Below are 22973 nucleotides of genomic sequence, written 5' to 3'. Positions count from 1 at the left end.
CGGCCAGCGGTATCGTTCAGACTGGCGGATGTCCCCGCATCTGCGCTACGGGTGTGCAGGGTATTGCCCTGCAGGTCTGTGTGGTAGATGAAGTTCGCCAGGCCCGCATCGGCAAGTCGCGGATCTATACTCTGCTTCAGAAACCCATGGACGGTGAAATGGTGACGGGTCAGACGAATCTGGGTTTCAGTCAGATTGCCGGGATGACGGTGGAAGGCGATATCGCGGATGTCCATGCCCCGATTTTCCCGGACGATAACTGTCGGGGTATTGTGGTTGACGCACATTCCACTCTGGTTCATGGAACTCCATTCGGCCCGGTCAGGGCATGGCCGTTGTGAGCTAAGCTTGCCGAGTATTGTTCATGCTGTAACCTGATAAAAATGATAGGTGCCTGCCCCGGCGCGCGTACTTTTCCGTAATTGGCGTTGCAGGTGAAGTTCACCAGTACTTTACCGGGCTCTGTTGGAAGTAATTTTGAATGAGGCGCTGGAAATCGCTCAATGTTGCCGTTCGGCCACCGCACGCAGAGTTCTCAGCGTGACCACCGGCGCATCCACCACGAAGCGGTTGGCCAGCCACCCCGGGACATCGCCAGCCGGGTCGGCCTGCAGCTGATAGGTAACTTCGGTCTCACGCTCGCCCAAGGGTTTCATGATCCACTCGCCGCTCAGGCGCTGCACGCGGATGAGTCCCGCCTGCTCTGGGAGCTTTCCGGGGTCGGCACTCAGGTGACGCACCAGCGTGCCATCGTCCAGGCGTTCGCTGGTGACTTTGAGGACCATGTCCCGTGGCAGGGTGGGCCAGGGCAGGTTGGTGGTCAGGTAGACCCAGGTGCTGTCGCCGTCGACTTCCAGCAAGCGCATCTGCTCGCAGGCATACAGCCACTTGCAGGCCACGCGCAGGTTTTCCTGCAAGTCGGTGAGGGTGCGTACGTTGGCTTTCATGGTGCTTACACCACGGAACTGCTGGTAGGGCGAGTCACCGGCAGCGCGCAGGTAGACGCGAATGCCTTCGCGGTCGTAGGCCAGGTTCCAGTCGTCGTCGGCGTGGACGCAGGTACATAACAGCACGGTGGCAATCAACAGGCAGCGGTTCATGGCGAGCACCGCGCGGAAGGTAAGTTTGTGAGTATGCGCGGCAAAAACGAAGCCCGCCAGATGGCGGGCTTCGATAAAGCAGTCAGGGCTTAGCGCTGTGGATTCAGCGTCAAGTGCACGTGACGGTTCACGTCCTTGTACAACAGGTAGCTGAAGTTGCCTGGGCCGCCGGCGTAGCAGGCTTGCGGGCAGAAGGCGCGCAGCCACATGAAATCGCCGGCTTCCACTTCGACCCAGTCCTGGTTCAGGCGGTATACGGCTTTGCCTTCCAGCACGTACAGGCCGTGCTCCATGACGTGGGTTTCAGCGAACGGAATCACGCCGCCAGGCTGGAAGGTGACGATGTTGACGTGCATGTCGTGGCGCATGTCGGCCATGTCGACGAAGCGCGTGGTTTTCCAGCGGCCTTCGGTGCCCGGCATTTCGATGACGGTGGCGTTGTCGCGGTGGGTAACGAACGACTCGGGGATCTCCAGGCCTTCGACCTTCTGGTAGTGCTTGCGCAGCCAGTGGAAGGTGACGTTGGACTTGCTGTTGTTGCGCAGGCTCCACTCGGCACCTGGAGCGAGGAAGGCGTAGCCGCCCTGGCCCAGCGTGTGGTGCTTGCCTTCGACGGTGATGTCGATTTCGCCTTCGACGACGAACACCACCGCTTCAGCGTTGGGGTCCAGCTCAGGGCGCTCGCTGCCGCCTTCCGGGGCCACTTCGACGATGTACTGGGAGAACGTTTCGGCAAAACCGGTCAGCGGGCGGGCGATGACCCACATGCGCATCTTGTCCCAGAACGGCAGGTGGCTGGTGACGATGTCACGCATCACGCCTTTGGGGATGACGGCATAGGCTTCAGTGAACATGGCACGGTCAGTCAGCAGCTCGGTTTGAGCCGGGTGCCCACCGTGGGGGGCGAAGTAGGAGTGATTCGACATGAACGATCTCGACTTGTTGTTCTCTCCCCGTGCCTTGGACCACACCGGCCGGTGCGTGCAGGGGATGCATGGACAGCATAGGGGTCAGCCCCTGGTATCCACAAATTAAATGTTGAAATACCCGGTATTTGCTTGCTGAATGCGTTTTTTGTAATGGTGATTCATGGTTGACAATTTTTTCACATCCCATTGCTAGGATTCCTCGCAATTCCGAGGAGCCTCCCTTTCATGCCCATCCTGCGCCAGCGCGGCCCGCGCATCGCCCTTGTATCAACCTGCGCACTGCTCTCTGCCACCCTCGGCTTTTTCGCTTGGCAAAGTTTCTACCCGGTCCAGGCGAGCAATGGCTGGGATGTCGAAGTACTGCACCGTGACGTGGCCAAGGCCGCCTCGCTACTGCCTCAGGCCGATGGCAGCCTGCTGGTCAGCCGCGAGCTGGACGACGGCCACGGCAGCATCCTGAAGATCACCGCACAGGGCGAGCGCGTGGTGTTGATCGACAACCTGTCCAAGCCCGATGGCATGGTCGCGGCCCAGGGCGGTTGGGTGTTCAGCCAGGAAGGGGGCCACGCACCGGTCAGCCTGTCGCGCGATGGGCAGGTAAGCCATCTGTTCGATGGCGAGAGTGTGCAGGGGTTGTGGAACGATGGTGACTACCTGTACGCCATCGAGGACCGCAATGGCAACGGCCGGCTGATGCGTTACCAGTGGGCCAGCGGCCAGCTGGAGGTGTTGCGCTCGGGCCTGACCGAAACCGAGGGCCTGACCCGGTGCGCCGATGGCCGCCTGCTATACACCGAAAAAGGCACCGGCAAAGTCCGCGCGTTGTCCGACGATGGCCAGGACCCGGTGGTGGTCGAGGGCTTGCGTCATCCCACATTCCTGATGTGCGACCAGCGGGGGTTGTGGATCAGCGAAGACAACACGCACCGCGCCCGCCTGCTACGGGTCGATGCCGATGGCACGCAGCACACCGTACTGACCTTCCTCAAGGCGCCCCAGTCGATCGTGGCAGACGGGAAGGGGGGTTACCTGCTGGCCGAAGGCGGCCGCAACCGCGTGCTGCGCCTGACCCCACCCGCCGAGGCCCGCACTGGGGAACTTCTATTCAGCCATCAGCAACAATGACTGCGGCACCGCACTCTGCGGATGCTGCGGCTCTTGCAAGCTCACCAAGCGCAACCCCGCCATGTCCAGCGCATTCAACCAACTGGCCAGTGTGCGGAAATACCACGGCATCGGCTGCCACTGGCCAGCAAACCCGGCAAACGCTTCTTCGCGCCAGCCATCCTGATAATCCCCATCTGCCACGCTCCAGGGATGCAGGGTCTGGATCAGCAAAGCGCCACCTGGCACCAACAGCGCTTTCATCGCTGCCAGCAACGGGATGATGTCCTGCTGCAGCAAGGCGAAGTTGGCGCAGATCAGGTCGTAGCCAGCGCCAATATCGATTTCGCTGTTGACCAGCTGCTCATAACTGGCGTGATGCACCCTCGATGACCCGGCTGCCCTTGCGGCTTCCACCAGCGATGCATCGCCGTCCACGCCGGTGACGTCGATACCACGATCAGCCAGGGCACGCAGCAGCCACCCTTCACCGCAGCCTAGGTCCAGTGCACGCTCGGGCTGGCGACTCATGGCAGCCAAGACGATGGCCTGGTCGGTAACTTGCTGCCGGCTTTCAATGGCGCCGCCACGTACGGCTTCGATCCAGGCCTTGGCATTGAGCTGCCAGCTTTGCAGCAGGTCGGCTTCGGGTGAGGGCATGACGGCCTCCGTTCATAGCGTTGCCTCAAGCATAGATGGCCCGAAGCAGCGCCCGCTACCCTTGCCAGCCACCCCCAAGCGTCTTGTACAGCGTCACCCGGTTCAGCTGCTCAGCCAACTGCAGACTGATCAGCCCCTGCTGCGCCGAATACAGCGAGCGCTGTGCGTCGAGCACGTCGAGGAAACTGTTCGAGCCCTGCTTGTACAGGGCCAGCGACAAGTCATAGCTGGTGCGGGTGGCATCGCTCAGGCTGCGTTGGGCATCGAGCCGTTCGTTGACGTGGGCGCGCACGGCGAGGGCGTCGGCGACTTCGCTGAAGGCGGTCTGCAGGGTTTTCTCGTACGTGGCCACTTCGATCTCGCGACTGACCTTGGCCGCATCGAGGCTGGCGCGGTTGCTGCCGGCGTTGAAGATCGGCAGATTGATCGACGGCGCGAAGCTCCAGGCCGCGCTGCCTGACTTGAACAACCCGGACAGTTCGCTGCTGGCGCTGCCGCCCGTGGCGGTCAGAGTGACGCTTGGGAAGAACGCCGCCCGCGCCGCGCCGATATCGGCGTTGGCCGCTTTGAGCGTGTGCTCGGCGGCGAGCACGTCTGGGCGGCGCTGCAGCAAGGTCGAGGGCAGGCCCGCCGGTACGCTGACCAGCAGCGCCGCATCCAGCGGGGTGGCGCCTGGCAGTTGGGCGTCTTGCAAACGCTGGGCGACCAGCAGTTCCAGGGCGTTGCGGTCCTGCTCGACCTGGCTGGCATAGTTCGCCGCATCGGCGCGGGCCGATTCCACGGTGCTGCGCGCCTGGGCCAGGCTCACTCCGGATTCGCCGCCCAGGCTGTGGCTCTGTGTTACCAGCGCGTAGGTCTTCTGTTGGCTGGCGTACGTGTCGTTGGCCAGCTTGAGCAGTTGCTGGTCGGCGGCCAGGGTCATCCAGGCGCTGGCCACCTCGGCCACCAGGCTGATTTGCGTGCTGCGGCGGGTCTGCTCCAGTGCCAGGTAGTCTTCCAGGGCGGCGTCCTTGAGGTTGCCCAACCGCCCGAACAAATCCAGCTCGTAGCTGCTGATGCCCAAGCCCACACTGTATTGGCTGCTGACCGCCGTGCTGCCACTGGACAGCGCACGCTGGCGGGTGCCGTCAGCAGTGGCCGAGAGCGCCGGGAACAGCGCGGCGCGCTGTATGCGGTATTGCGCGCGCTGGTATTCGACGTTCAACGCCGCCACCCGCAGGTCGCGGTTGTTGGCCAGCGCCAGGGCCACGGTGTCGCGCAGGCGGACGTCGACGAACAGCGTTTGCCAGCTGATATCCGCGCCGGTGTTGCTGGCGCGGGTAGGGGTTGGCCACTGCTCGGCCACCGGTGCCGTCGGGCGCTGGTAGTCGGGGGCCAGGTTGACGCAGCCGGTCAGGGCCAGCGCCAGTAGAACAGGGGACAGACGCATCAGGCTTCTCCTGCAACGCTATCGACGCCGACCGAGCGACGGCCAGCCAGGCGTTGCACCAGCACATAGAACAAGGGGATGAAGAACAGGCCGAGCACGGTCGCGGCGAGCATGCCGCCGAGCACGCCGGTGCCGATCGCCTGACGCCCGCCGGCGCCCGCGCCGCTGCTCAAGGCCAGGGGCAGTACGCCGAGGATGAACGCCAGCGAGGTCATCAGTACCGGGCGCAGGCGGATGCGCACTGCGTCCAGGGTGGCGCTCAGCAGGTCCTGGCCGCGTTCGTAGCCTTCCTTGGCGAATTCGACGATCAGGATCGCGTTCTTCGCCGCCAGGCCCACGGTGGTCAGCAAGCCAACCTGGAAGTACACATCGTTGGACAGCCCTCGCAGGCCCGTCAGCAGCAGTGCGCCAAGGATGCCCACCGGCACCACCAGCATCACTGCGAACGGCACCGACCAGCTCTCGTACAAGGCGGCCAGGCACAGGAACACGAACAGGATCGAGATGGCATATAACAGCGGTGCCTGATTGCCGGCCAGGCGTTCCTGGTACGACTGCCCGGCCCAGGCATAGCCGATGCCTTCGGGCAGTTGCGCCATGATCTGTTCGACCGCCGCCATGGCTTCACCGGAGCTGACCCCGTTTGCCGGTTCGCCGACCAGCTCGTACGAACCGAAACCATTGAAGCGCTCCAGCAGTGGCGAAGCAGTGCTCCAATAGGTGCTGGTGAAGGCCGACAGCGGCACCATCGCGTCGCTGTCGTTACGCACGTACCAGGCGCCGATGTCTTCGGCCTGCATGCGCTGGTCGGCCTCGCCTTGCAGGTAGACCTTCTTGACCCGCCCGGCATCGAGGAAGTCATTGACGTAGCTGCCGCCCATCACCGTGCTCAGGGTGTCGTTGATGTCGCTGGCCGAAACACCCATGGCGCCGGCCTTGCGGTCGTCGATGGCGACGTTCAGTTGCGGAGTATCTTCCAGGCCCTGGGCGCGGACGTTGGCCAGGCGCGGGTCTTGGCCGGCGAGGGCGATGAACTGGTCGCGTGCCTTGAGCAGCTCGGCATGGCCGAGGCCGGCAAGGTCCTGCAGTTGCACGTCGAAACCGGAACTTTGGCCCAGCCCCTGGATGGCTGGCGGGGCGATGACGAAGACGTTGGCATCAAGGATTTTCGACAGCGCCATGTTGGCCCGCCGCGCCACGGCGGCGGCGCTGTGTGCGTCACCTTGGCGTTCGCTCCAGTCTTTCAGTTTGACGAAGCCGCGGCCGGCGTTCTGGGCGTTGCCGCCATTGCCGAGGCCGCGCACGGTCAGCAGCGAAGCCACTTCCGGTTGCTGCAGCATGTAGTCTTGCACCTGGTGGCTGACTGCCTGCAGGCGCTCGTCGGTACCGCCCACGGGCAGGGTCATCTGCATCATCAGCATGCCCTGGTCTTCCTCGGGCAAGAACGCGCTGGGCAGTTTCTGGAACATCAACGCGACGCCGCCGAGCACCAGCGCGTACACCAGCAGGCCACGCAACGGCTGCATCAGCACCGTGCCGACGGCCTGCTGGTAAGCCAGCGAGGTGCGCTCGAAGGTTCGGTTGAACCAGCCGAAGAAACCACCTGCAGGTTTGCCGTGGGCCGTCACCGGCTTGAGCAGGGTGGCGCATAGCGCTGGGGTCAAGGTCATCGCCATCAGCACCGAAAGCGCCATGGCCGCGACCATGGTCACCGAGAACTGCCGGTAGATCACCCCGGTCGAGCCGCCGAAGAACGCCATGGGCACGAACACCGCCGACAGCACCACGGCGATGCCGATCAGCGCACCGCTGATTTCGCCCATGGACTGGCGCGTCGCCTCGCGCGGTGACAGGCCCTTTTCGGCCATGATGCGTTCGACGTTCTCCACCACCACGATGGCGTCGTCCACCAGCAAGCCGATGGCCAACACCATGCCGAACATCGTCAGGGTATTGATCGAATAACCCAGCAGGGCCAGCACGCCAAACGTACCCAGCAGTACGACCGGTACGGCAATCGCCGGGATCAGCGTGGCGCGTAGGTTCTGCATGAACAGGTACATGATCAGCACTACCAGGGCGATGGCCTCGAACAGGGTCTTGACCACTTCTTCGATGGAGATCTTCACGAACGGCGCGGTGTTGTAGGCCACTTCGCTGTGCAACTGCAGGTTGCTGGGGAAGAACTGTTCCAGCTCGCCGAGCTTGGCCTGCACCGCCTCGGCCACGTCCAGGGCGTTGGCACCGGTGGCCAGGCTCACGGCCAGGCCGCCGGAAGGCCGGCCATTGTGCTCGGAGACCACGTCGTAGCTTTCGCTGCCCAGCTCCACCCGCGCCACGTCGGCCAGGGTCACCACCGCGCCGGAGCTCGCGTACTTGAGCACCAGCTGGCGGAACTGCGCGGCCGTCTGCAGTTTGCTGCGGGCACTGATGGTGGCGTTGAGCTGCTGGCCGGCGCGGGCGGGCAGGGCGCCGAGCTGGCCGGCCGAGGTGTCGACGTTCTGCGCCTGCAGCGCGCTGCTCACGTCTGACGGCATCAGCGCGTACTGCTTGAGCTTGTCTGGGTCGAGCCAGATGCGCATGGCGTAGCTCGACCCGAGGGTGGTCACCTGGCCAACGCCGGCGACCCGGCTGATCTGGTCGTACAGCGTGCTGGAGATGAAGTCGCTGATATCGGTGGCGTTGACCTCGGGGTTGTCCGACACCAGCGAGAGGATGATCAGGAAGTCGCTGGCCGAGTTGCGAATCTTGATGCCCTGCTGCTGCACCGTGTCCGGCAGGCGCGCCTTGGCCTGTTCCAGTTTGGTCTGTACCAGCATCTGTGCGGTGTTGATGTCGGTGCCGGCCTCGAAGGTCAGGGTGATGTTGGCGCTGCCGGCCGAGCTGCTGCTCGAAGACATGTAAGTGAGGCCATCGAGGCCGGTCATCTGCTGCTCGATGACCTGGGTCACCGAGTCTTCCATGGTCTTGGCCGAGGCGCCTGTGTAGGTGGCGCTGAGGGTGATCTGCGGCGGCGCGATGTTGGGGTACTGCGCGAGCGGCAACTGGAAGATCGCGAGGCCGCCGCCGAGCATCACCAGGATCGCGATGACCCAGGCGAAGATGGGCCGGTCGATGAAGAAACGTGCCATGTAATACGCCTCAGTAGCTGTCGTTGTGGGCAGTCAGGGCGGTGTCCTGCACCTGGACCTGTTGGCCGACGCGGACCTTCTGCAGGCCCTGCACGATCACCTGGTCGCCGTCGGCCAGGCCCTCGCTGACCCACCAGCGGTTGCCCACCGCCCGGGCCAGGGTCAGCTCGCGCTGCTGTACTTTGCCGTCCACCACCACCAGTGCGGTGGCGCCACCGCGTTCGTCACGGCTAACGGCCTGCTGCGGCACCAGGATGGCGTCGGTCTGCACGCCCTCCTGCAGGGTGGCCTTGAGATACATGCCCGGCAGCAACAGGCCTTCGGGGTTGGGCACCAGGGCGCGCAGGGTCACGCTGCCGGTGCTTTCATCGACGCTCATGCCATTGAAGGTGAGCGTGCCTTCGTGGGCATAGGTGCTGCCGTCCTCCAGCTGCAGGCTGATGCGCGTGGCGTCCTGCTGCTCGCTGGGTGCCAGCTTGCCTTCGGCCAGTTCGCGCTTGAGGCGCAGCAGCGTGCTGCTGGGCTGGGTGAAGTCGACGTAGATCGGGTCCAGTTGCTGCACCGTGGTCAGGACGGTGGACTGCTCGGCGGTGACCAGCGCGCCGGGGGTAACCGACGAAGTGGCGGTACGGCCGTCGATGGGGGTGTTGATGCGGGTGTAGCCGAGATTGATGCGCGCGCTGTGCTGCGCGGCCTGGGCCGATTGCAGGCTGGCACGGGCCTGGAGCAGCGCCGCCTGGGCGCTTTCGTTGTCCTCGGCGCTGATGGCGTCGATCTTCACCAGCTGGGCATCACGCTTGGCTTTCAGTTCAGCGGCCTTGAGCGTGGCGCGCGCGGAGCTGACCGTGGCGTCGGCTTGTGCCAGCGTGGCCTGGTAGGGCTGCGGGTCGATCTGGTACAGCGCCTGGCCGGCCTTGACCGTGTCGCCTTCGATGAACAGGCGTTTCTGGATGATACCGCCCACCTGCGGGCGGATCTCGGCGATCAGGTGCGCATTGGCGCGGCCGGGCAGGGTGGTGCTCAGGGCCTGGGGCGCGCTGGCCACGTGGTACACCGCGACTTCCTGCAGCGGGGCGGGCGCGGTGGTGGTCTCGGCCTCGCGGCAGCCGCTGATGGCGAACAGGCCGGCACTCAGCAACAGCGCGCGCCCCAGGGGCGAGCGAAGCAACATCAGGGATTGCAACAAAGTAGGCATCGCGGGCTCCGAGCCAAGTGATTTCGATGGCGCCAGCGTGTTCGGCAAATGTGCAGCCAATGTGCAGAAATCTGGGAGATTGCCCGGTGCGCCTTGCGGGGCTGTTGGTGGCGCGCTTCAATGTCGGCAATTCCAGTGTGTCGGCGGTTACATGAAAGTCAGCCTGTCCAGCAAGTTCTTCTGCGCCATGCTCGCGGTGTGCGCGTTCGCCGTGCTAGGCATGGTGTTCGCCGCCTACCTGAGCTTGAAGTACGGCTTTCTGGGTTACCTCAACCAGCAGGCCGAGGAACGTATGGAGCGCATCGTGCCGCGCGTCGAACAGGCCTACGCCCGGCATGGCAGCTGGGACTTCATCCGCCGCGACAAGGACCAATGGTTCGAGCTTTTGCGCCCGGATGACGCGCAGCCGGACAAGACCTTCGATTCCAGGCTGCTGACCGTTTCCGACCTCACCGGCGCTTTCGTGCGTTTTGCCCTGCTGGACGCGCAGCGCCAGCCGATCATCGGCTACCAACCCGCCAGCAGCGACATGCTGCTGCGGCCCATCCATCACCAGGGCCAGGTGGTCGGCTGGATGGCGCTGGCGCCGTTGCAGTCGGTCACCAGCGTTGGCGACCAGCGCTTCCAGTACAACCAGCTGCGCTCCAGCCTGGCGATCGGCCTGGCCTGCCTGTTGGCCACCGCGGTGATCGCCTGGTGGCTGAGCCGCGCGCTGCTGCGCCCGATCCGCGAAGTGGCCAGCGCTACTCACCGCCTGGCCGCTGGCGACTATGCGATCCAGTTGCCGGTGCGCTCGGCCGACGAGGCGGGGCAACTGGCCGGTGACTTCAACCGCATGGCCGCCACCCTGGCCAGCAACGAGCGTCTGCGCCGCGACTTCATGGCCGATATCTCCCACGAACTACGCACGCCGCTGGCGGTGATGCGCGCCGAGCTGGAAGCCATGGAAGACGGCATCCGCCCGCTCGATGGCAATGCCCTGCGTTCGTTGCAGGGCGAGGTCGGGGCGCTGAGCAAGCTGGTCGATGACCTGTTCGAATTGTCCTTGGCCGAGGTCGGTGGCCCTACCTATCGGCGCGAACGCATCGACCTGTGTGTGCTGTTGCCGGTGGTCGCCGAGGCGTTTGCCGCAAGCTTCGCCGAACGCGACCTGGCCCTGCGCCTGGAGCTGCCGACGCAGCCACTGTGGGTGCAGGGCGACGAGTCGCGCCTGGGCCAGTTGCTGCACAACCTGCTGGAAAACAGCCGGCGCTACACCGATGCTGGCGGTTACACCGTGCTGCGTGCCTTCCAGGACGGCGAACGGGTGCTGGTGCAGTGCGAAGATACCGCCCCCGGTGTCGACAGCGCCTCGCTGGCGCGCCTGTTCGAACGCTTTTACCGCGCCGAGCGTTCGCGCAACCGCGCCAGTGGCGGCACCGGGCTGGGCCTGGCGATTTGTCGGGGGATCGCCGACGTGCACGGTGGCAAACTCACGGCCAAGCCGTCGGCCATGGGCGGGCTGCTGCTGACTCTGGCGCTGCCAGTTGCAGGGGAGCAAGCATGAGCCAGATTCTGCTGGTGGAAGATGAGCCCAAGCTCGCCGCATTGGTGGCGGACTACTTGCGGGCGGGCGGTTATACGGTCGACCACTTGGCCGACGGCTTGGCGGTGATCCCGGCCATCCGCCAGGCCCAGTACCAGCTGATCCTGCTCGACCTGATGCTGCCGGGCCGTGACGGCCTGGACATCTGCCGGGAGCTGCGCAGCTTCAGCCATCTGCCGCTGATCATGATGACCGCCCGGGTCGATGAGATCGACCGCCTGCTTGGCCTTGAGCTGGGGGCTGACGATTACATCTGCAAGCCGTTCTCGCCGCGCGAGCTGGTCGCCCGGGTCAAGGCCGTGCTGCGGCGCAATGGGGGCCAGGCGCCGAGCCTCGGGCTGGAGCTGGATGCCCGGGCGTTCCAGGCACGCTACAAGGGCGTGATGCTGGAACTGACCCCGGTGGAGTTTCGCATGCTCGCTGCCCTGGCCGCGCGCCCCGGGCAGGTGCTGTCGCGTGATCAGCTGATGAACCATATCTACCAGGACCACCGCGTGGTAGCCGACCGCACGGTGGACAGCCATGTGAAGAACCTGCGGCGCAAGCTGACGGCGATCACGCCGGGGCATGACCCGCTGCGGTCGGTGTACGGGGTTGGCTACAGCCTGGAATTTGAATGAGGTACTGCTTGGGCGGGCCTCTTCGCGGCTGAAGCCGCTCCCACTAAGGGGGGCGCAGCATCCATGCTGCGACTTATCCGCCGCTCAGAGCGGCGCATACTCAGTGGGAGCGGCGGTCCGGCGATCCGGCTTGCCTTGAGAAGAGGCTGGTACAGACTACAGCGCCAGTTCACTGGCCTTGATATCGGCAATCGGTGCAAGCACCGACCCATCGAATTCGACAGTCGCCAGCCCGCCGGCCAGCCGCTGGGGGTAGTCCGGATTGGCCAGGGCCGCCTTGCCAAGGGCGATTACATCGGCTCCATCAGCAAACGCGTTTTCGGCACGCTCCATATCTTGCAGGCCGCCATTGGCGATGATCGTTACCTGCGGTGCAAAGCGACGCGCCAGGGCCACCAGGCTTGCCTGGCCGTTACCGAATGCAGGCTGCCAGGCCTCAAATTCGGTGGTATGAATGAAGTCCACGGCCGACTCGCCCAGCGCGCCGAAAATCACCTCGGCATCGGCTTCGCCGTTTGCCCATTTGTGCCCGAAATCATTGACCTTGCCCTGCGAAATGCGCACGCCGACCGGCACTGCGTTGCCGACTGCGGCCCTGACCGCCTTGATCACTTCAAGGGTGAGCGCAATTCGGTTCTGCGTGCTGCCACCCCAGCGGTCGGTCCGTTGATTGGTGTAGTCCGTCAGAAACTGGTCGAGCAGGTAGCCATTGGCTGCATGGATCTCGAGGCCATCGAAACCGGCCTGGCCGATCGCGCGCTTGGCTGCCTGGGCAAAGCCTTTGATCGCGTCTGCGATCTCTTCATCGCTCATCGCTTTGGGCACGTGGTAATGGCCTTCACCGTAGTAGAAGCGCATCTGCTCACCTTTGGGGCGAATGGCCGAGGGTGCGGCAGATTGCCCGCAGAAGCGATTGCCCTGGCTCAGGGCTCCGGCGTGCATCAGTTGGGCGAACATGGCGCCCTGGTGAGCGTGCACCCGTTCGGTAACTGCCCGCCATGCTGCGGCCTGCTCAGTGTCGGTGAGGCCAGGCTGGAATGGATAACCCTGTGCATGGCGCTGATCGGTGTAAATCCCTTCGCTGATCACCAGGGCAAAACCACCTTGGGCAAAGCGGGCGTAGTACTGCGCCATCGCCGCACTGGCATGGCCGGTTTCGCTGGCGCTGACGCGGGTCATGGGTGCGACGGCCAAGCGGTTACGCAAGGGAAGGCGATTGATAGTGTGGGGTGTTAAGATCGTGCGAGTCGAGTTGGTCACTGCGAGTCCTCTTGAGGTGCTGTATGCGCCAGAAGAGTAGGGGTTCAAACGGTGCAGACCAATCCGTTGGGGCGTGAAGCTTCTTTAACTGAAAAGGATGTAATCGTGCTGATAGCCGACCTGCGTATCTTTCTTGCCGTGGTGTCTGCGGGCAGCCTCTCGGCAGCAGGGCGTCAGCTTGGCCTGGTACCGATGCAGGTTTCCAGGCGTATTGCCGCACTGGAAGAAGAACTGGCTGTGCGGTTGTTCCACCGCACCACGCGTTCGGTATCGCTCACCGCCGAAGGTGAAGCATTCCTGCCCTACGCGCGGACCCTGACCGATACCGAAGACACGGCGTTGAGCGAGTTGCGCCCGGCATCGAGCAAGGTGTCCGGCGTATTGCGCGTGACGGCGCCCAGCGTATTTGGGCAGTCGATCGTATTGGCGATGCTGCCGCGATTGCTTGAGCAACACCCTGACTTGCGTATCGACCTGGATGTTTCGGACCGGGTGGTCGATATCGTCGGCCAGGGGTTCGACCTGGCTTTACGTGTTGCGCCACTGGCCGACTCCGAACTGGTAGCGCGGCGCGTGGCACCCAACCCCAGGGTACTGTGCGCCGCGCCCGCCTACCTGCAGCACCACGGCCAACCGACCTGCCTGGCAGCCTTGGAGGAGCACCAGTGCATCTTGCTGCAGGCGGTGCCGCGTTGGCCCTTCATCATCGACGGCGCATTGCAACGGCGGCGGGTGAACGGGCGTGTGAGCACTAGCAGTGTCGACGCGGTCAGGGCTGCGGCGGTTCAGGGGCTGGGGATTGCCATGCTGGCGTACTGGGATGTCTATCAGCAACTGCGCGACGGCTCGTTGGTCGAGATCGAACTGGCGGATGCCGGGGCTGAGCAGCTGTCGGTATGGGCGGTGATGCCGACGCGTCGCTATGTGCCTGCGCGGGTCAGGGTTTTTCTGGAACTGCTGGAGTCGGATCTGGCGTCGCAGACCCTGTAGGAGCGGCTTTAGCCGCGAAGCAAGCGACGCGGTGGATGGCACCGGCTTCGCCGGTGTTCGCGGCTGAAGCCGCTCCCACAAGGACCTACTCAGTCAATGAGAAGGCAGGGCTCAACCTGGTCCGTTTTGCAGCGCATCACGCAGTCGCCCGAGGCCTTCCACCTCAAGCGCCTGGGCGCTGTAGCACAGGCCAATTCGCCGCCGCATGTCCAGTTGCGGTAAAGCCTGCACGCGCACGCCTGGATGTTCCTCTGCAAGTGAGCGAGGGACAATCGCGGCGCCTATTTCGGCGGCGACCATCGCCAGAGCCAGGGCAAAAGTCTCGGCCTCGCCAGCCGGTGCATCGCCGCCGCTGCCGTAGAGCGGCAGCAGGCGTTGATGGCTGGTGTGCCCGGGGCAGGTGATCCAGCGTGCATCCGCCGCACTGTGATCGCCAGCTGCAAGGGGCAGGGCAATCACGAACGGGTCGCTGTGCAGCGGCATGAACAGTTCATCTTCACAGCGCAAGTCTTCACTCGCCAGCCTGGCCACGCCCATGCAGCCATTCACCAGGTGCAAGCGGACCGCCGGCTGCAAGGCTGCTGCGGCAATCACCAACTGCTTCACCACCCCTGAGCCGACATCATGCTCGACCCCGATCTGCAACGGCTCGCGCACCCGGTCGTGCTTGAAGCGGGTAAACAGCCGCGCCGCATCGGCGACCATACGCTGTGCGTCGGGGTACAACGCGCGGGCGTCTTCAGTCACCTCCACGCCCCTTGCCTGGCGCACGAACAACGTGGTCCCCAGCGCTTGCTCCAGCGCCTTGATGCTGCCTGAAAGCGCAGGTTGGCTAAGGTGTATCGAGCGGGCCGCAGCGGTGATGTTGCGTTCCTCGAATACCGCGATAAACGCGCGAAGCTGTCGATAGTCCATTGCCTTACCCATAAGTCGAACCGATGGCAGCCAAAAGAATATCCCATTTTTCGGCGCCGAATCGCGCTTCTATACTCGCTCCACGCCTTATCCATAGGTACTTTGAATAACAGGACGCTAGCGATGACCAACACACACAAACCCTTGGTAGTGATTACCGGTGCCAGCTCCGGCATCGGTCTGGCGACGGCCAAACTGCTTTCCCAGCGTGGGCATGCCCTTCTTTTATTGTCCCGTCGCCTGGAACCCATGGCGCAACTGGGCCTGCCCAACACCCTGGCGCTGTCTGTCGACATCACTGATCGCGAGGCGCTGCTGGCGGCAGTGGCCCAGGCCGAACAGCGCTTCGGCCCGGTGGATGCAATCATCAACAACGCTGGGGTGATGCTGTTGGGCAGCATCACCAGCCAGGACCCGAACGAATGGGACCGCATGCTCGACGTCAACGTCCGTGGCCTGCTCAATGGCATCCATGCCGTGGCCAGCGGCATGGTCGCGCGCAAGCACGGCACCATCATCAACGTAAGCTCCGTGGCAGGGCGCAAGGCCTTCCCCAACCATGTCGCCTATGTCGGCACCAAGTTCGCGGTCACCGGGCTCTCCGAAAACCTGCGTGAAGAGCTGTCGCCGAGCAATGTGCGGGTCATCACCATCGAGCCGGGGGCGGTCGATACCGAGCTGCTGAGCCACACCACCGACGATGCCATCAAGGCCGGCTACGACGACTGGAAACAGGAGATGGGCGGGGTGCTGGCTGCCGACACCATCGCCGAGGTGATCGGCTTCGCTTATGGCCAGCCGCAATCGGTGTGCGTGCGTGAGATCGTGGTCTGCGCTACCCGCCAGCAGCCGTGATTGCTGGGCGGCCCACTAGGCGAGCTGTTTGCGCATGAACACTCGGGCAAAGCTCTGCTCCTGGGCCCGGTGGGTCTCCACGTAGCCCAGCTTGCGGTAGATCTCGATATTGTCGGTCATGCGCTCATGGGTGTAGAGGCGGATAGCCTGGCACCCGGCCTGCCGTGACTGTTCCTCGCAAAAATGCATCAGCTGCTTGCCGACACCCTGGCCCTTGCACGCGGCCAGCACCGCGACATTGACCAGCAGCATCTCGCTGCCTTCCCGGCTCATCACCAGCACCCCGACAATCCGTGCTGCGTCCATGGCTACATACACCTCGGCTTCGGCGAGCACCTGGCGATAGTCGTCCAGCATCGGCGCAGGGGCTTTGCCAATCCTGGCGATGTAGGGCGCGTAGGCTTCATGGACCAGTGCAGTAATGGCCTCGACGTCGGCCATATCCGCTCGGCGAATAGAAAGGGCTGAGTGCATCCTGGGTAGTTCCGTGGGCGGGCAAGGGGGTGATGTTCACACACCGTATGCCGATAGGTAAGCGCTTGCCACGCTTCACTCCGCTGATTTCAATCGAGCCAGCACGGCGAGCCACGTTCTTCGCACCTATTCGGTGATCAACGGCTTGGCTGCCAACGAGGCGCCCGCCGGGCAAACCGCCCAGGCGCTGGTGTTGTTCAGCCTGGCCTACTTCGTAGGCGTGTTCGGCTTTCCGCTGCTGGCCGGCAAGGTCATCGTCGAGGCCGGCATGCCCGTACTGTTGCAAGTGCTGCTGGTGATCGCGCTGGCGAATTGGGCCATCACCGCTGGACGCCTCGCGTGGCGTCGCAGGCAGGTAGCAGCGGTCGCCTGACGCGGATGTGCGATCGCCGTCCTTGGCCAGTCGGCGTATGATGCGTGCCCCGCAAACGGAGCCGCCCATGGCCAAGGACATCGACAACCCCTGCGTCTCGCTCTGCCAGCTCAACAGCGAGCTGTGCGTGAGCTGTGGCCGAACGCGTGAGGAAATTCGCAAATGGCGCGGCATGAAACGCCCGGAAAAGATGGCCACGGTGCAGCGGGCCGCTACGCGAATGAAGGCCATCGTCAAGAAAAGCGCCAAGCGCAAGGGCAGTGACTGATTAACTGCTAAGATGCACGCCCCGCATTTTACCGAGCCTGCAACATGGACCCGCACTCGCTTCTTGCCTTCACCCTGGTCGCCGCAATCGCCATTGCCAGCCCCGGCCCCGCTACCCTGATGGCCATCAACAACAGCCTGGCCCATGGGCAGCGCAGTGCCATATGGTCGTCGTTGGGCAATGGCAGTGGTCTGTTCTGCCTGTCGGCGGCCGCCATGCTCGGTCTGGGTGCGTTGCTTGCCAGCTCCGAAATGCTGTTCAACGCGGTGAAGATCATCGGCGCAGGCTACCTGTTCTACCTCGGCGCTCGGCAACTGCTCAAGAAAAGCTCGGCACAAGTGGACACAACCCAGGCCAGTGCCAGCAAGCCAACCCCGCTCAAACTCTACCAATCGGCGTTCCTGACTGCGGTGACCAACCCTAAGGCGACGATGTTCTTCACCGCCTTGTTCCCGCAGTTCATCGACCAGGGCGCGGCATTGCTGCCGCAGTTCCTGACCCTGACCGGCATCTTCGTGGCCTTGTCGCTGGGGTCGCTCAGCCTTTACGCCGCGCTTGCTGCGCGGGCCAAGGGTGTGTTGACCCGACCTGAGTCTTCGCGTTGGGTGAACCGGGTGGTGGGCACTACGTTCATCGGTTTTGGCGCGGCGATTTTGGCCATGCGCAGGCAGACGAGCTAGTTATCACAGCGCATTACGCGCTTCACGGGTAAAGCTGTCTTTGAATGCACTACACAGAACTGCAATCACCTTATCGACCGAAGGGCCATGAACCGGCGGCGGGTCAGGGCGCTCGCAAAACTCTCGCCAGACGAAAAGTGTCAATTCAGCGCCGTCAGTCTCGGGTTGTGCGCTTTCAGTCGAGCCAAAGGCTTGCAGCGACCGGTAGCGTTCGTCCTCCCAGAACATCGTTTCAACCCAGGGGTACACCGGGATGAAGTGGAAGTGAATCGAGAAGCCGGCTTCATGCCCAAAACGGCTGATGTAAAGGCGTCTGGGCTTGAGCTGGCTTTCAATTATCTCCTGGATCCTGGCCTGCAGAACACCCAATTCTGCCAGTGCCTCATAGGGTAGAGCTGACAAGGTATTGGTCTTCTGCTTCGCGCTGAGCATCAGGTAACCAGGCAATGCACTGTCCATACGATGGTTGACAATCCAGTGCCTGGATTCGTGCACGATGAAGCGAGGCGGAATATCTATATCGAGGCCTTGAGTGAAGTCTGGCGCAGGGTAGCAAGACGGCACGTCTGTGGCATCAGGACGTCGATATCAGCCTCGCCGAGGTTGTCTCAGGATCGCTGCGCAACGTCGCCTTGTTCGCTGACTACCCAGCGCGGTGGGGGAGCCTGATCAAGCCAATTGGCTTGCCCGTTCAAAAGGCTCTGGCCAAGTTCAGTTAGCCGCAAAGGCCGCTGCGCCCATGTCTCTCCCGGGCCTTCCAGCAGCAGCGGGTGCGGTGCATGGATCAACGGTTGCAGCAGCACGTGAAACATCTGGTCGCCCAGGTAAGGCAGCGGTTCATCGTGCATCATGAGCTGCGCAAAGGCGCGGCCAGCGGGTAGTTCGCCTTTTTTGCGCGAGGATGCGCAACAGCAAACGCTCCGTGAGACTGAGGCCGTCGTTCACCCCAGGCAGCTCCTGCAGCTGTCGCGCCAACGCTGCGCTCGGCAACCACTGGGTGTCGGCGAGGCGATAGTGGGGGCCGGCAAGGCCTAGCAGGCGCAGTCGTTCTCATGTGTCGTCGGCCTGGCCGTTGTTGACTGCGGTCAGCAAGCGTTTGGCGCGTTTGCGCAGGGCGGGCAGGTCGAGCAGGCCGTGGTGGCGGGAAGCATTGATGGCGGGCATGCCAACTCCTTTGAGGCTCGGTCCGCCGACAAGCCGGGAGCTGGAATGAAATGTGATGAAGCGTGGCTTGGGCAACCCCTTTGCGCGGACCGCAGGCGCAGCGAACGCCCAAGACGGACTCTATCGGCAAGCGCGAGATGAATCAATGCCACGTTACCCAGCAGCGGCGTATGATGTGCGCAGTCCGATCAAACCTGTACACCGAGTGGCACCATGAACCGTCGCAAGAAAATCAACCAGCTACTAAAAGCCCACCAGAAAAAGGCTGCGGCCAAATTGGCGCCGAAAAGCAAACCCAAGTACATCTGCAAGGCCGATAGGCTGAAAATGGAAGCTGAAGCCGCTGGCGAGCAAGGCACGGCTAGCTGAACGCGTGAAATTCACAGGGCATACTGCGCAATGCCGTTACCGAACGACCAGTTCTCCTTGCGCACTTCAACCAGGTTGATGAACACATCTTCCATACGCACGCCCACTTCGCGGTTGAGCCCTTCGGCGATGGCCAGGTACAGCGCTTTCTTTTGCTCCAGCGTGCGCCCTTCGCTGAGGGTGATCTGGATGAACACCTGGCCATCCGTGCGCTGGATGCCCAGGTACTGCGGGTCATAGACCAGGCGCTCGCCATCGTGCTCGGTCAGCACCTGGAAGTTGTCGTGGTCGGGGACGTTGATGGTGTGCTTCAAGGCTGCATAGACGACCTTGCCAATCGACTGCAGATGGGCGGGGTCGGCATGCCGTTTGATGTCGATGCGTACCAGAGGCATAGCGGGGCTCCTTGGCCATTCACCACCTGCGAGCTTAGCCAACGCTGTCCGGCGCGCAAGCCACTTCGTCGAGCCACTTGCAGAGCTGTTGCGCGGCCTCGCTGAGCGCCCGGTGCCTTGGGCGCAGCAGGTAGTAGTGCTTGCCCGTGCTCAGGCTGTCTGGGAACACCTGCAGCAATGTGCCCGCTTCCAGTTCCTCTTCCACCAGCCACGGGCTGGGTGACGCGCTTGGCCTCTGTGCAGGCGCTGCTTGGGGGTTGACGACGGTGGCGGTGCGCACCAGCCGATTGAGCGAGGCCCCAGCCACGCAAACCTTGTTTATCAGTTGGCAGGCGCTTGTGTTGTGCTGCTGCCACTGGCATTCATCACGGGCTATTGGATCATTCTGGCATCGGACGTCACCGACTCCGAGGCGCAGCAGGAATACGCACGTCTGTGGGCGCCGATAGCGGAAAAGTACGCGGCCACAGGAATCGCATGCCGCCTGAGCCATTTCGCCGGTAGGAGCGGATTCATCCGCGAAGCAGGCACCGCGGTGTATGGCACGGGCTACGCCCGTGTTCGCGGCTAAAGCCGCTCCCACAGCTTAATCCGCGCAGCTTTTTAAGTTTTGTGGAAGACAGTTGCTCCCACGGGGTGGGGGGCTAAACCTCAGATGGCGCGCGCGCGAGTCGAGTCTCACTCTGCAGACAGGCATACACCACCAGCTCCACCAGCATTTCCTCGCGCGCCAACCCTGCCACCACAATGGCTGCACGGTTGGGGTAGGGCGCCTGGAAGTACTCGGTGTACAGGCTGTTGACCGTCGCCAGGTAGCTGCGGTCAGTGACGTAGATCAGCACTTGGGTCACGTCATCCAGCGAAGCGTCTGCCGCCTCCAGCGTGTGGCGCAGGTTATCCAGCGTCTGGCGTGTCTGTGCCTCGATGCCGCCGACGACCACCTGGCCCTGTGCATCGATGGGGATCTGCGCGGTGTACAGCGTGCCGTTGCCGACCACCGCCCATTCCAGCGGCGCCTTGGAGGTATGCAAGTTCGTCTTGATGGCGTGTTTCATGAGTTTTTTCCTGAAGGGGGAGTAGCGGTCAGTCGGCATCGTTGCCACCACCGGCGCCATGCTGGCGCGAGGCGTCGGTGCTTTCGACGAGAATCTGATTGGCGAAGTGTTTAAGCCGCTGCCAGGTGTGTTCGCTGACGATGAAGCCCTGGTTGAGCCTGTCATGCGCGAAATCAACCGGCTGAACCTGGCCGACCGGCTTGCTGAACACCACTGTGATGCTTTGCTCGACCACATGGCATGGGCCGGGCTGGTCGTCGCAGTGCACCACAGGGCGAGAAACGCCTGCGACGAACGTTGCCTGATGCTGTTGGCGCGCATCGGCCCAGCGTACCTGCACGTCCAGGCCCAGTTCTGCAGCTCGGCTCAGGTAGCCCAGCAACAGCAAGCGATTATGGCAGTGCCGGATGCGCAGCACGGCCTGGCCACTGTGCAGCGCCTTGCCCTGCGCCAGTTCGACCACGGTGGCCGCGCAGCGCAGTACGCTCTGGCCCTGGGCGTCGATCACCAGCAGGGCGCTGTCTTCATGGCAGAGGGTGTAGGGGGGCTGCGCTTCGCGATCCAGGAAGTCCAGCGCTTTGCCCAGTGTGCCGACGCCGTCCAGTCCCTGCAGGTGCAACCAGCCGACCAGTTCGGCTGCGTCTTCGCAATCGCCGGCGGCAAATCCCATGCCCTCGAATGCCTTGCGGCACATCACCTGGATTTCATTGAGTGATACCCGCATGGTCAAAGGCCTCCCTGGGGCATGACGGCAAAATTCCAGTCGTCGTCGAAGGGCTGGCCAATCTCGCTGACCAGCGGCGCGCCCTGAAACAGCGTGATACGTACCCAGCGGCTGGACTTGGGATCGAACTTGCCAGCACCGAAGAACGCCAGCTTGCAGCGCAGCAGGTGGATGGGCAGCATGTCGCGGTCCAGCAGGTTGGCGCGAATCTCGCCATAGCTGCTTAGCGCCATGCCCTGCAGGCGGCGCACGGTGCCTTTGAACGCCGGTTGGGCAATCAGGAAGTGCGCAGTCAGCGCCTGCGGCTGGGTGTGCAGATGGGTGAGCAAGGCCGCATGGCAGCGCTGAATGTTGCGTGCGATCCCCAGTTGCATTTCCTTCTCGGCGCCTGGTTCTTCCCGACGCTGGCCCAAGCGAGGTTCTTCTTTTTCGGCCGAGCGATACCAGAAGAAGTGCTCGGTTTGGGCATCGTTGAAATCGTAGGCCAGGGCCCAGGCGTAGTGTCGTTCGATGAGTTCGCGCAGTTGCCCGAGCGGCATCTGTGCGTCCAGGCGCCAACTTTCAGTGACGCCCATCTGCTCGGCCAGAGGTACTACCCGATCGGGGTACAGCTCCAGCAGCAGGCTCACCAACAGTTCCTGACAACCCAGGCCGGCGTGCGCTTCGCTCCAAGCCAACAGGCGTGCCCAGAGCCCTTCGGCGCAGGGTTGGCGATCAAGCCAGCGACCCAGCTCGGCAATCTCGGCCAGGGTTTGCTGATCTTGCCCGTGCTGGCGAGTGTCTTCGGTCTGGGTCTGGGCCAGGTGATTACCGGCACGCGTCAGGAGTTGCTGCAGGCGTGCAAGGATGGCGGGCTGCGGTACTTGCGCCACCACCTGTGCCAGTGCGGTTTCCCGCGTGCAGATCCAGCGCTCGACCAATTGCGGGTGGTTGATCAGGAACGGTGCCATGCCCAACCCGGTCGCGTTGCCGACCCCCAGATAACGCTGCAGCGCGACGTCCAGCGGCACCGCCCGTTGCGGGGCGAGGGCGCGGGCCATGTGTTCGATCTGTTCGATGCTGAAATGGCGCAGCAGGTACACGGTGAACATCTGCGCGCTGAACGGCTGGTTGAAGTCTGGGTTGTCCTGCAGGCAGGCGAAGTCGGCGATGCCGAACTTGCCGTTACCGTAGACGGCGGTGGTGCGATACAGGTAACCGACCTCGGCCAGCTGGCGCGGGTCCGGCTGATTGCCTTCGGCCAGCGCCGCGAGGAACCGGTCGAAATTGCGCAGGCTGCGGTTGGCCCGCGACAGCACCAGCACGCGGGCATCGAAGCGGCCGGCTTCCTGCAACGGCACATTGCGCTGCAAGTCGGCCAGTTGCACCGCATCGACATCGCCAGCCACCAGCACGAAGGTCACATCCCATTGATCGGCGATCACCCGGTCGCTGCGTTTTTCCGGCGGCAGATAAGCCGAGAAGAGCACGCAGTGGTAATGGGCATGCGCTGTTTCGATGCGGTAGATGGCGGTGCCGAAGCCCTGGTCATCCAGGTCGAAGCGGCTGCGCTGGATCTGCCAACGCTCGTTCATCATCCGCCGCATGCTACTGCGCACGAAGCTCAACGGGCTCTGGAAGTGGCTGCCCAGTCGGGCCAGGTCCATGACCTGGCTGGCCGGGCGCAGCGTGGATGTTGCAGACGCGGGTTTGGACATT

The 22973-nt window shown here is 63.5% G+C and carries 24 protein-coding genes and 3 pseudogenes; 10 read left to right on the top strand and 17 right to left on the bottom strand.

What is annotated here, in order from left to right:
* The 3 genes from ACIPZF_RS25710 to ACIPZF_RS25700 all read right to left on the bottom strand — a co-directional run.
* A partial coding sequence (locus tag ACIPZF_RS25710; protein ID WP_400804767.1) for a hypothetical protein occupies window positions 1-236 on the bottom strand: 236 nt, incomplete at its 3' end.
* Window positions 237-500: 264 nt separating this feature from the next.
* A complete protein-coding gene (locus ACIPZF_RS25705) occupies window positions 501-1100 on the bottom strand; it encodes an START domain-containing protein (protein WP_400804764.1) in 600 nt (199 codons plus the stop codon).
* 89 nt (window positions 1101-1189) lie between these two features.
* On the bottom strand, window positions 1190-2026 hold the full coding sequence (locus ACIPZF_RS25700; RefSeq protein ID WP_400804761.1) for a bifunctional allantoicase/(S)-ureidoglycine aminohydrolase: 837 nt from the start codon (window positions 2024-2026) through the stop codon (window positions 1190-1192).
* A gap of 228 nt (window positions 2027-2254) precedes the next feature.
* Here ACIPZF_RS25700 and ACIPZF_RS25695 point away from each other — a divergent pair, with 228 nt between their 5' ends.
* A complete protein-coding gene (locus ACIPZF_RS25695) occupies window positions 2255-3154 on the top strand; it encodes a hypothetical protein (RefSeq protein WP_400804758.1) in 900 nt (299 codons plus the stop codon).
* Here ACIPZF_RS25695 and ACIPZF_RS25690 read toward each other — a convergent pair.
* From ACIPZF_RS25690 to ACIPZF_RS25675, 4 genes are read right to left on the bottom strand one after another with little or no spacing between them, the layout of a single operon-like run.
* Window positions 3131-3793: a class I SAM-dependent methyltransferase gene (locus ACIPZF_RS25690; protein ID WP_400804755.1), complete on the bottom strand. Its 663-nt coding sequence runs from the start codon at window positions 3791-3793 to the stop codon at window positions 3131-3133. The genes ACIPZF_RS25695 and ACIPZF_RS25690 overlap by 24 nt on opposite strands.
* Window positions 3794-3848: 55 nt before the next feature.
* On the bottom strand, window positions 3849-5222 hold the full coding sequence (locus ACIPZF_RS25685; protein WP_400804753.1) for an efflux transporter outer membrane subunit: 1374 nt from the start codon (window positions 5220-5222) through the stop codon (window positions 3849-3851).
* Window positions 5222-8353: an efflux RND transporter permease subunit gene (locus ACIPZF_RS25680; protein ID WP_400804751.1), complete on the bottom strand. Its 3132-nt coding sequence runs from the start codon at window positions 8351-8353 to the stop codon at window positions 5222-5224. The genes ACIPZF_RS25685 and ACIPZF_RS25680 overlap by 1 nt, the downstream gene beginning before the upstream one ends.
* Before the next feature lie 10 nt (window positions 8354-8363).
* Complete coding sequence (locus ACIPZF_RS25675; protein ID WP_400804749.1) at window positions 8364-9548, bottom strand: efflux RND transporter periplasmic adaptor subunit; 1185 nt, start codon at window positions 9546-9548, stop codon at window positions 8364-8366.
* 151 nt (window positions 9549-9699) lie between these two features.
* Here ACIPZF_RS25675 and ACIPZF_RS25670 point away from each other — a divergent pair, with 151 nt between their 5' ends.
* Together ACIPZF_RS25670 and ACIPZF_RS25665 are read left to right on the top strand one after the other, a co-directional pair.
* Window positions 9700-11094: an ATP-binding protein gene (locus ACIPZF_RS25670; protein WP_400804746.1), complete on the top strand. Its 1395-nt coding sequence runs from the start codon at window positions 9700-9702 to the stop codon at window positions 11092-11094.
* Window positions 11091-11753, top strand: coding sequence for a response regulator (locus ACIPZF_RS25665; protein ID WP_400804743.1), 663 nt, complete (start codon window positions 11091-11093; stop codon window positions 11751-11753). Before ACIPZF_RS25670 ends, ACIPZF_RS25665 begins: the two co-directional genes overlap by 4 nt.
* Window positions 11754-11909: 156 nt before the next feature.
* On the opposite strand, the gene ACIPZF_RS25660 is transcribed toward ACIPZF_RS25665, so the two are convergent.
* The gene (locus ACIPZF_RS25660) at window positions 11910-13013 is read right to left on the bottom strand and encodes an NADH:flavin oxidoreductase (protein WP_400804740.1); all 1104 of its coding nucleotides are present in this window, start codon (window positions 13011-13013) and stop codon (window positions 11910-11912) included.
* A 105-nt stretch (window positions 13014-13118) separates the two neighbouring features.
* On the opposite strand from ACIPZF_RS25660, the gene ACIPZF_RS25655 reads away from it, so the two are divergent.
* Window positions 13119-14003, top strand: a complete 885-nt coding sequence (locus tag ACIPZF_RS25655; RefSeq protein ID WP_400804738.1) for a LysR family transcriptional regulator — start codon at window positions 13119-13121, stop codon at window positions 14001-14003.
* 111 nt (window positions 14004-14114) lie between these two features.
* Here the strand turns inward: ACIPZF_RS25655 and ACIPZF_RS25650 are convergent, their stop codons facing one another.
* Window positions 14115-14918, bottom strand: coding sequence for a LysR family transcriptional regulator (locus ACIPZF_RS25650; protein WP_400804735.1), 804 nt, complete (start codon window positions 14916-14918; stop codon window positions 14115-14117).
* A 123-nt stretch (window positions 14919-15041) separates the two neighbouring features.
* Between ACIPZF_RS25650 and ACIPZF_RS25645 the strand changes: the two genes are divergently transcribed.
* Window positions 15042-15773, top strand: coding sequence for an SDR family oxidoreductase (locus ACIPZF_RS25645; RefSeq protein ID WP_400804732.1), 732 nt, complete (start codon window positions 15042-15044; stop codon window positions 15771-15773).
* Window positions 15774-15788: 15 nt separating this feature from the next.
* On the opposite strand, the gene ACIPZF_RS25640 is transcribed toward ACIPZF_RS25645, so the two are convergent.
* Window positions 15789-16214, bottom strand: a complete 426-nt coding sequence (locus tag ACIPZF_RS25640) for a GNAT family N-acetyltransferase (RefSeq protein ID WP_400804729.1) — start codon at window positions 16212-16214, stop codon at window positions 15789-15791.
* A gap of 157 nt (window positions 16215-16371) precedes the next feature.
* Here ACIPZF_RS25640 and ACIPZF_RS25635 point away from each other — a divergent pair.
* From ACIPZF_RS25635 to ACIPZF_RS25625, 3 genes and pseudogenes are all read left to right on the top strand, one after another.
* Window positions 16372-16620: pseudogene (locus tag ACIPZF_RS25635) on the top strand (MFS transporter); the annotation flags it as partial.
* Between the two features lie 67 nt (window positions 16621-16687).
* Entirely contained in the window at window positions 16688-16888 is a 201-nt protein-coding gene (locus ACIPZF_RS25630) for a DUF1289 domain-containing protein (protein ID WP_400804727.1), read from the top strand.
* Window positions 16889-16932: 44 nt separating this feature from the next.
* Complete coding sequence (locus tag ACIPZF_RS25625) at window positions 16933-17568, top strand: LysE family translocator (RefSeq protein ID WP_400804724.1); 636 nt, start codon at window positions 16933-16935, stop codon at window positions 17566-17568.
* Window positions 17569-17571: 3 nt separating this feature from the next.
* On the opposite strand, the gene ACIPZF_RS25620 is transcribed toward ACIPZF_RS25625, so the two are convergent.
* Complete coding sequence (locus ACIPZF_RS25620; RefSeq protein ID WP_400804774.1) at window positions 17572-18087, bottom strand: HIT family protein; 516 nt, start codon at window positions 18085-18087, stop codon at window positions 17572-17574.
* 89 nt (window positions 18088-18176) lie between these two features.
* Window positions 18177-18558: pseudogene (locus tag ACIPZF_RS25615) on the bottom strand (hypothetical protein); the annotation flags it as partial.
* 387 nt (window positions 18559-18945) lie between these two features.
* Here ACIPZF_RS25615 and ACIPZF_RS25610 point away from each other — a divergent pair.
* The gene (locus tag ACIPZF_RS25610) at window positions 18946-19101 is read left to right on the top strand and encodes a DUF2986 domain-containing protein (RefSeq protein WP_400804721.1); all 156 of its coding nucleotides are present in this window, start codon (window positions 18946-18948) and stop codon (window positions 19099-19101) included.
* An 11-nt stretch (window positions 19102-19112) separates the two neighbouring features.
* On the opposite strand, the gene ACIPZF_RS25605 is transcribed toward ACIPZF_RS25610, so the two are convergent.
* Together ACIPZF_RS25605 and ACIPZF_RS25600 are read right to left on the bottom strand one after the other, a co-directional pair.
* A complete protein-coding gene (locus ACIPZF_RS25605; protein WP_400804719.1) occupies window positions 19113-19496 on the bottom strand; it encodes a tautomerase family protein in 384 nt (127 codons plus the stop codon).
* A gap of 34 nt (window positions 19497-19530) precedes the next feature.
* Window positions 19531-19674, bottom strand: a complete 144-nt coding sequence (locus tag ACIPZF_RS25600) for a hypothetical protein (protein ID WP_400804716.1) — start codon at window positions 19672-19674, stop codon at window positions 19531-19533.
* Window positions 19675-19711: 37 nt separating this feature from the next.
* Here ACIPZF_RS25600 and ACIPZF_RS25595 point away from each other — a divergent pair.
* A pseudogene (locus ACIPZF_RS25595) lies at window positions 19712-19869 on the top strand (EamA/RhaT family transporter); the annotation flags it as partial.
* 271 nt (window positions 19870-20140) lie between these two features.
* Here ACIPZF_RS25595 and ACIPZF_RS25590 read toward each other — a convergent pair.
* Genes ACIPZF_RS25590 through ACIPZF_RS25580 form a run of 3 tightly spaced genes read right to left on the bottom strand, consistent with a single transcriptional unit; the run spans window position 20141 to window position 22972 of the window.
* Window positions 20141-20551 carry a RidA family protein gene (locus tag ACIPZF_RS25590; RefSeq protein ID WP_400804714.1) on the bottom strand — a complete coding sequence of 137 codons (411 nt, stop codon included), beginning with the start codon at window positions 20549-20551 and terminating at the stop codon, window positions 20141-20143.
* Between the two features lie 28 nt (window positions 20552-20579).
* Entirely contained in the window at window positions 20580-21275 is a 696-nt protein-coding gene (locus tag ACIPZF_RS25585; RefSeq protein ID WP_400804711.1) for a DUF3726 domain-containing protein, read from the bottom strand.
* Window positions 21276-21277: 2 nt separating this feature from the next.
* Window positions 21278-22972 carry a hypothetical protein gene (locus tag ACIPZF_RS25580; protein WP_400804708.1) on the bottom strand — a complete coding sequence of 565 codons (1695 nt, stop codon included), beginning with the start codon at window positions 22970-22972 and terminating at the stop codon, window positions 21278-21280.
* Window position 22973 lies beyond the last annotated feature (1 nt).

Source organism: Pseudomonas sp. NPDC089752 (assembly GCF_044748725.1).
GTDB lineage: Bacteria > Pseudomonadota > Gammaproteobacteria > Pseudomonadales > Pseudomonadaceae > Aquipseudomonas.
This window is presented reverse-complemented; position numbering and strand designations above follow the sequence as displayed.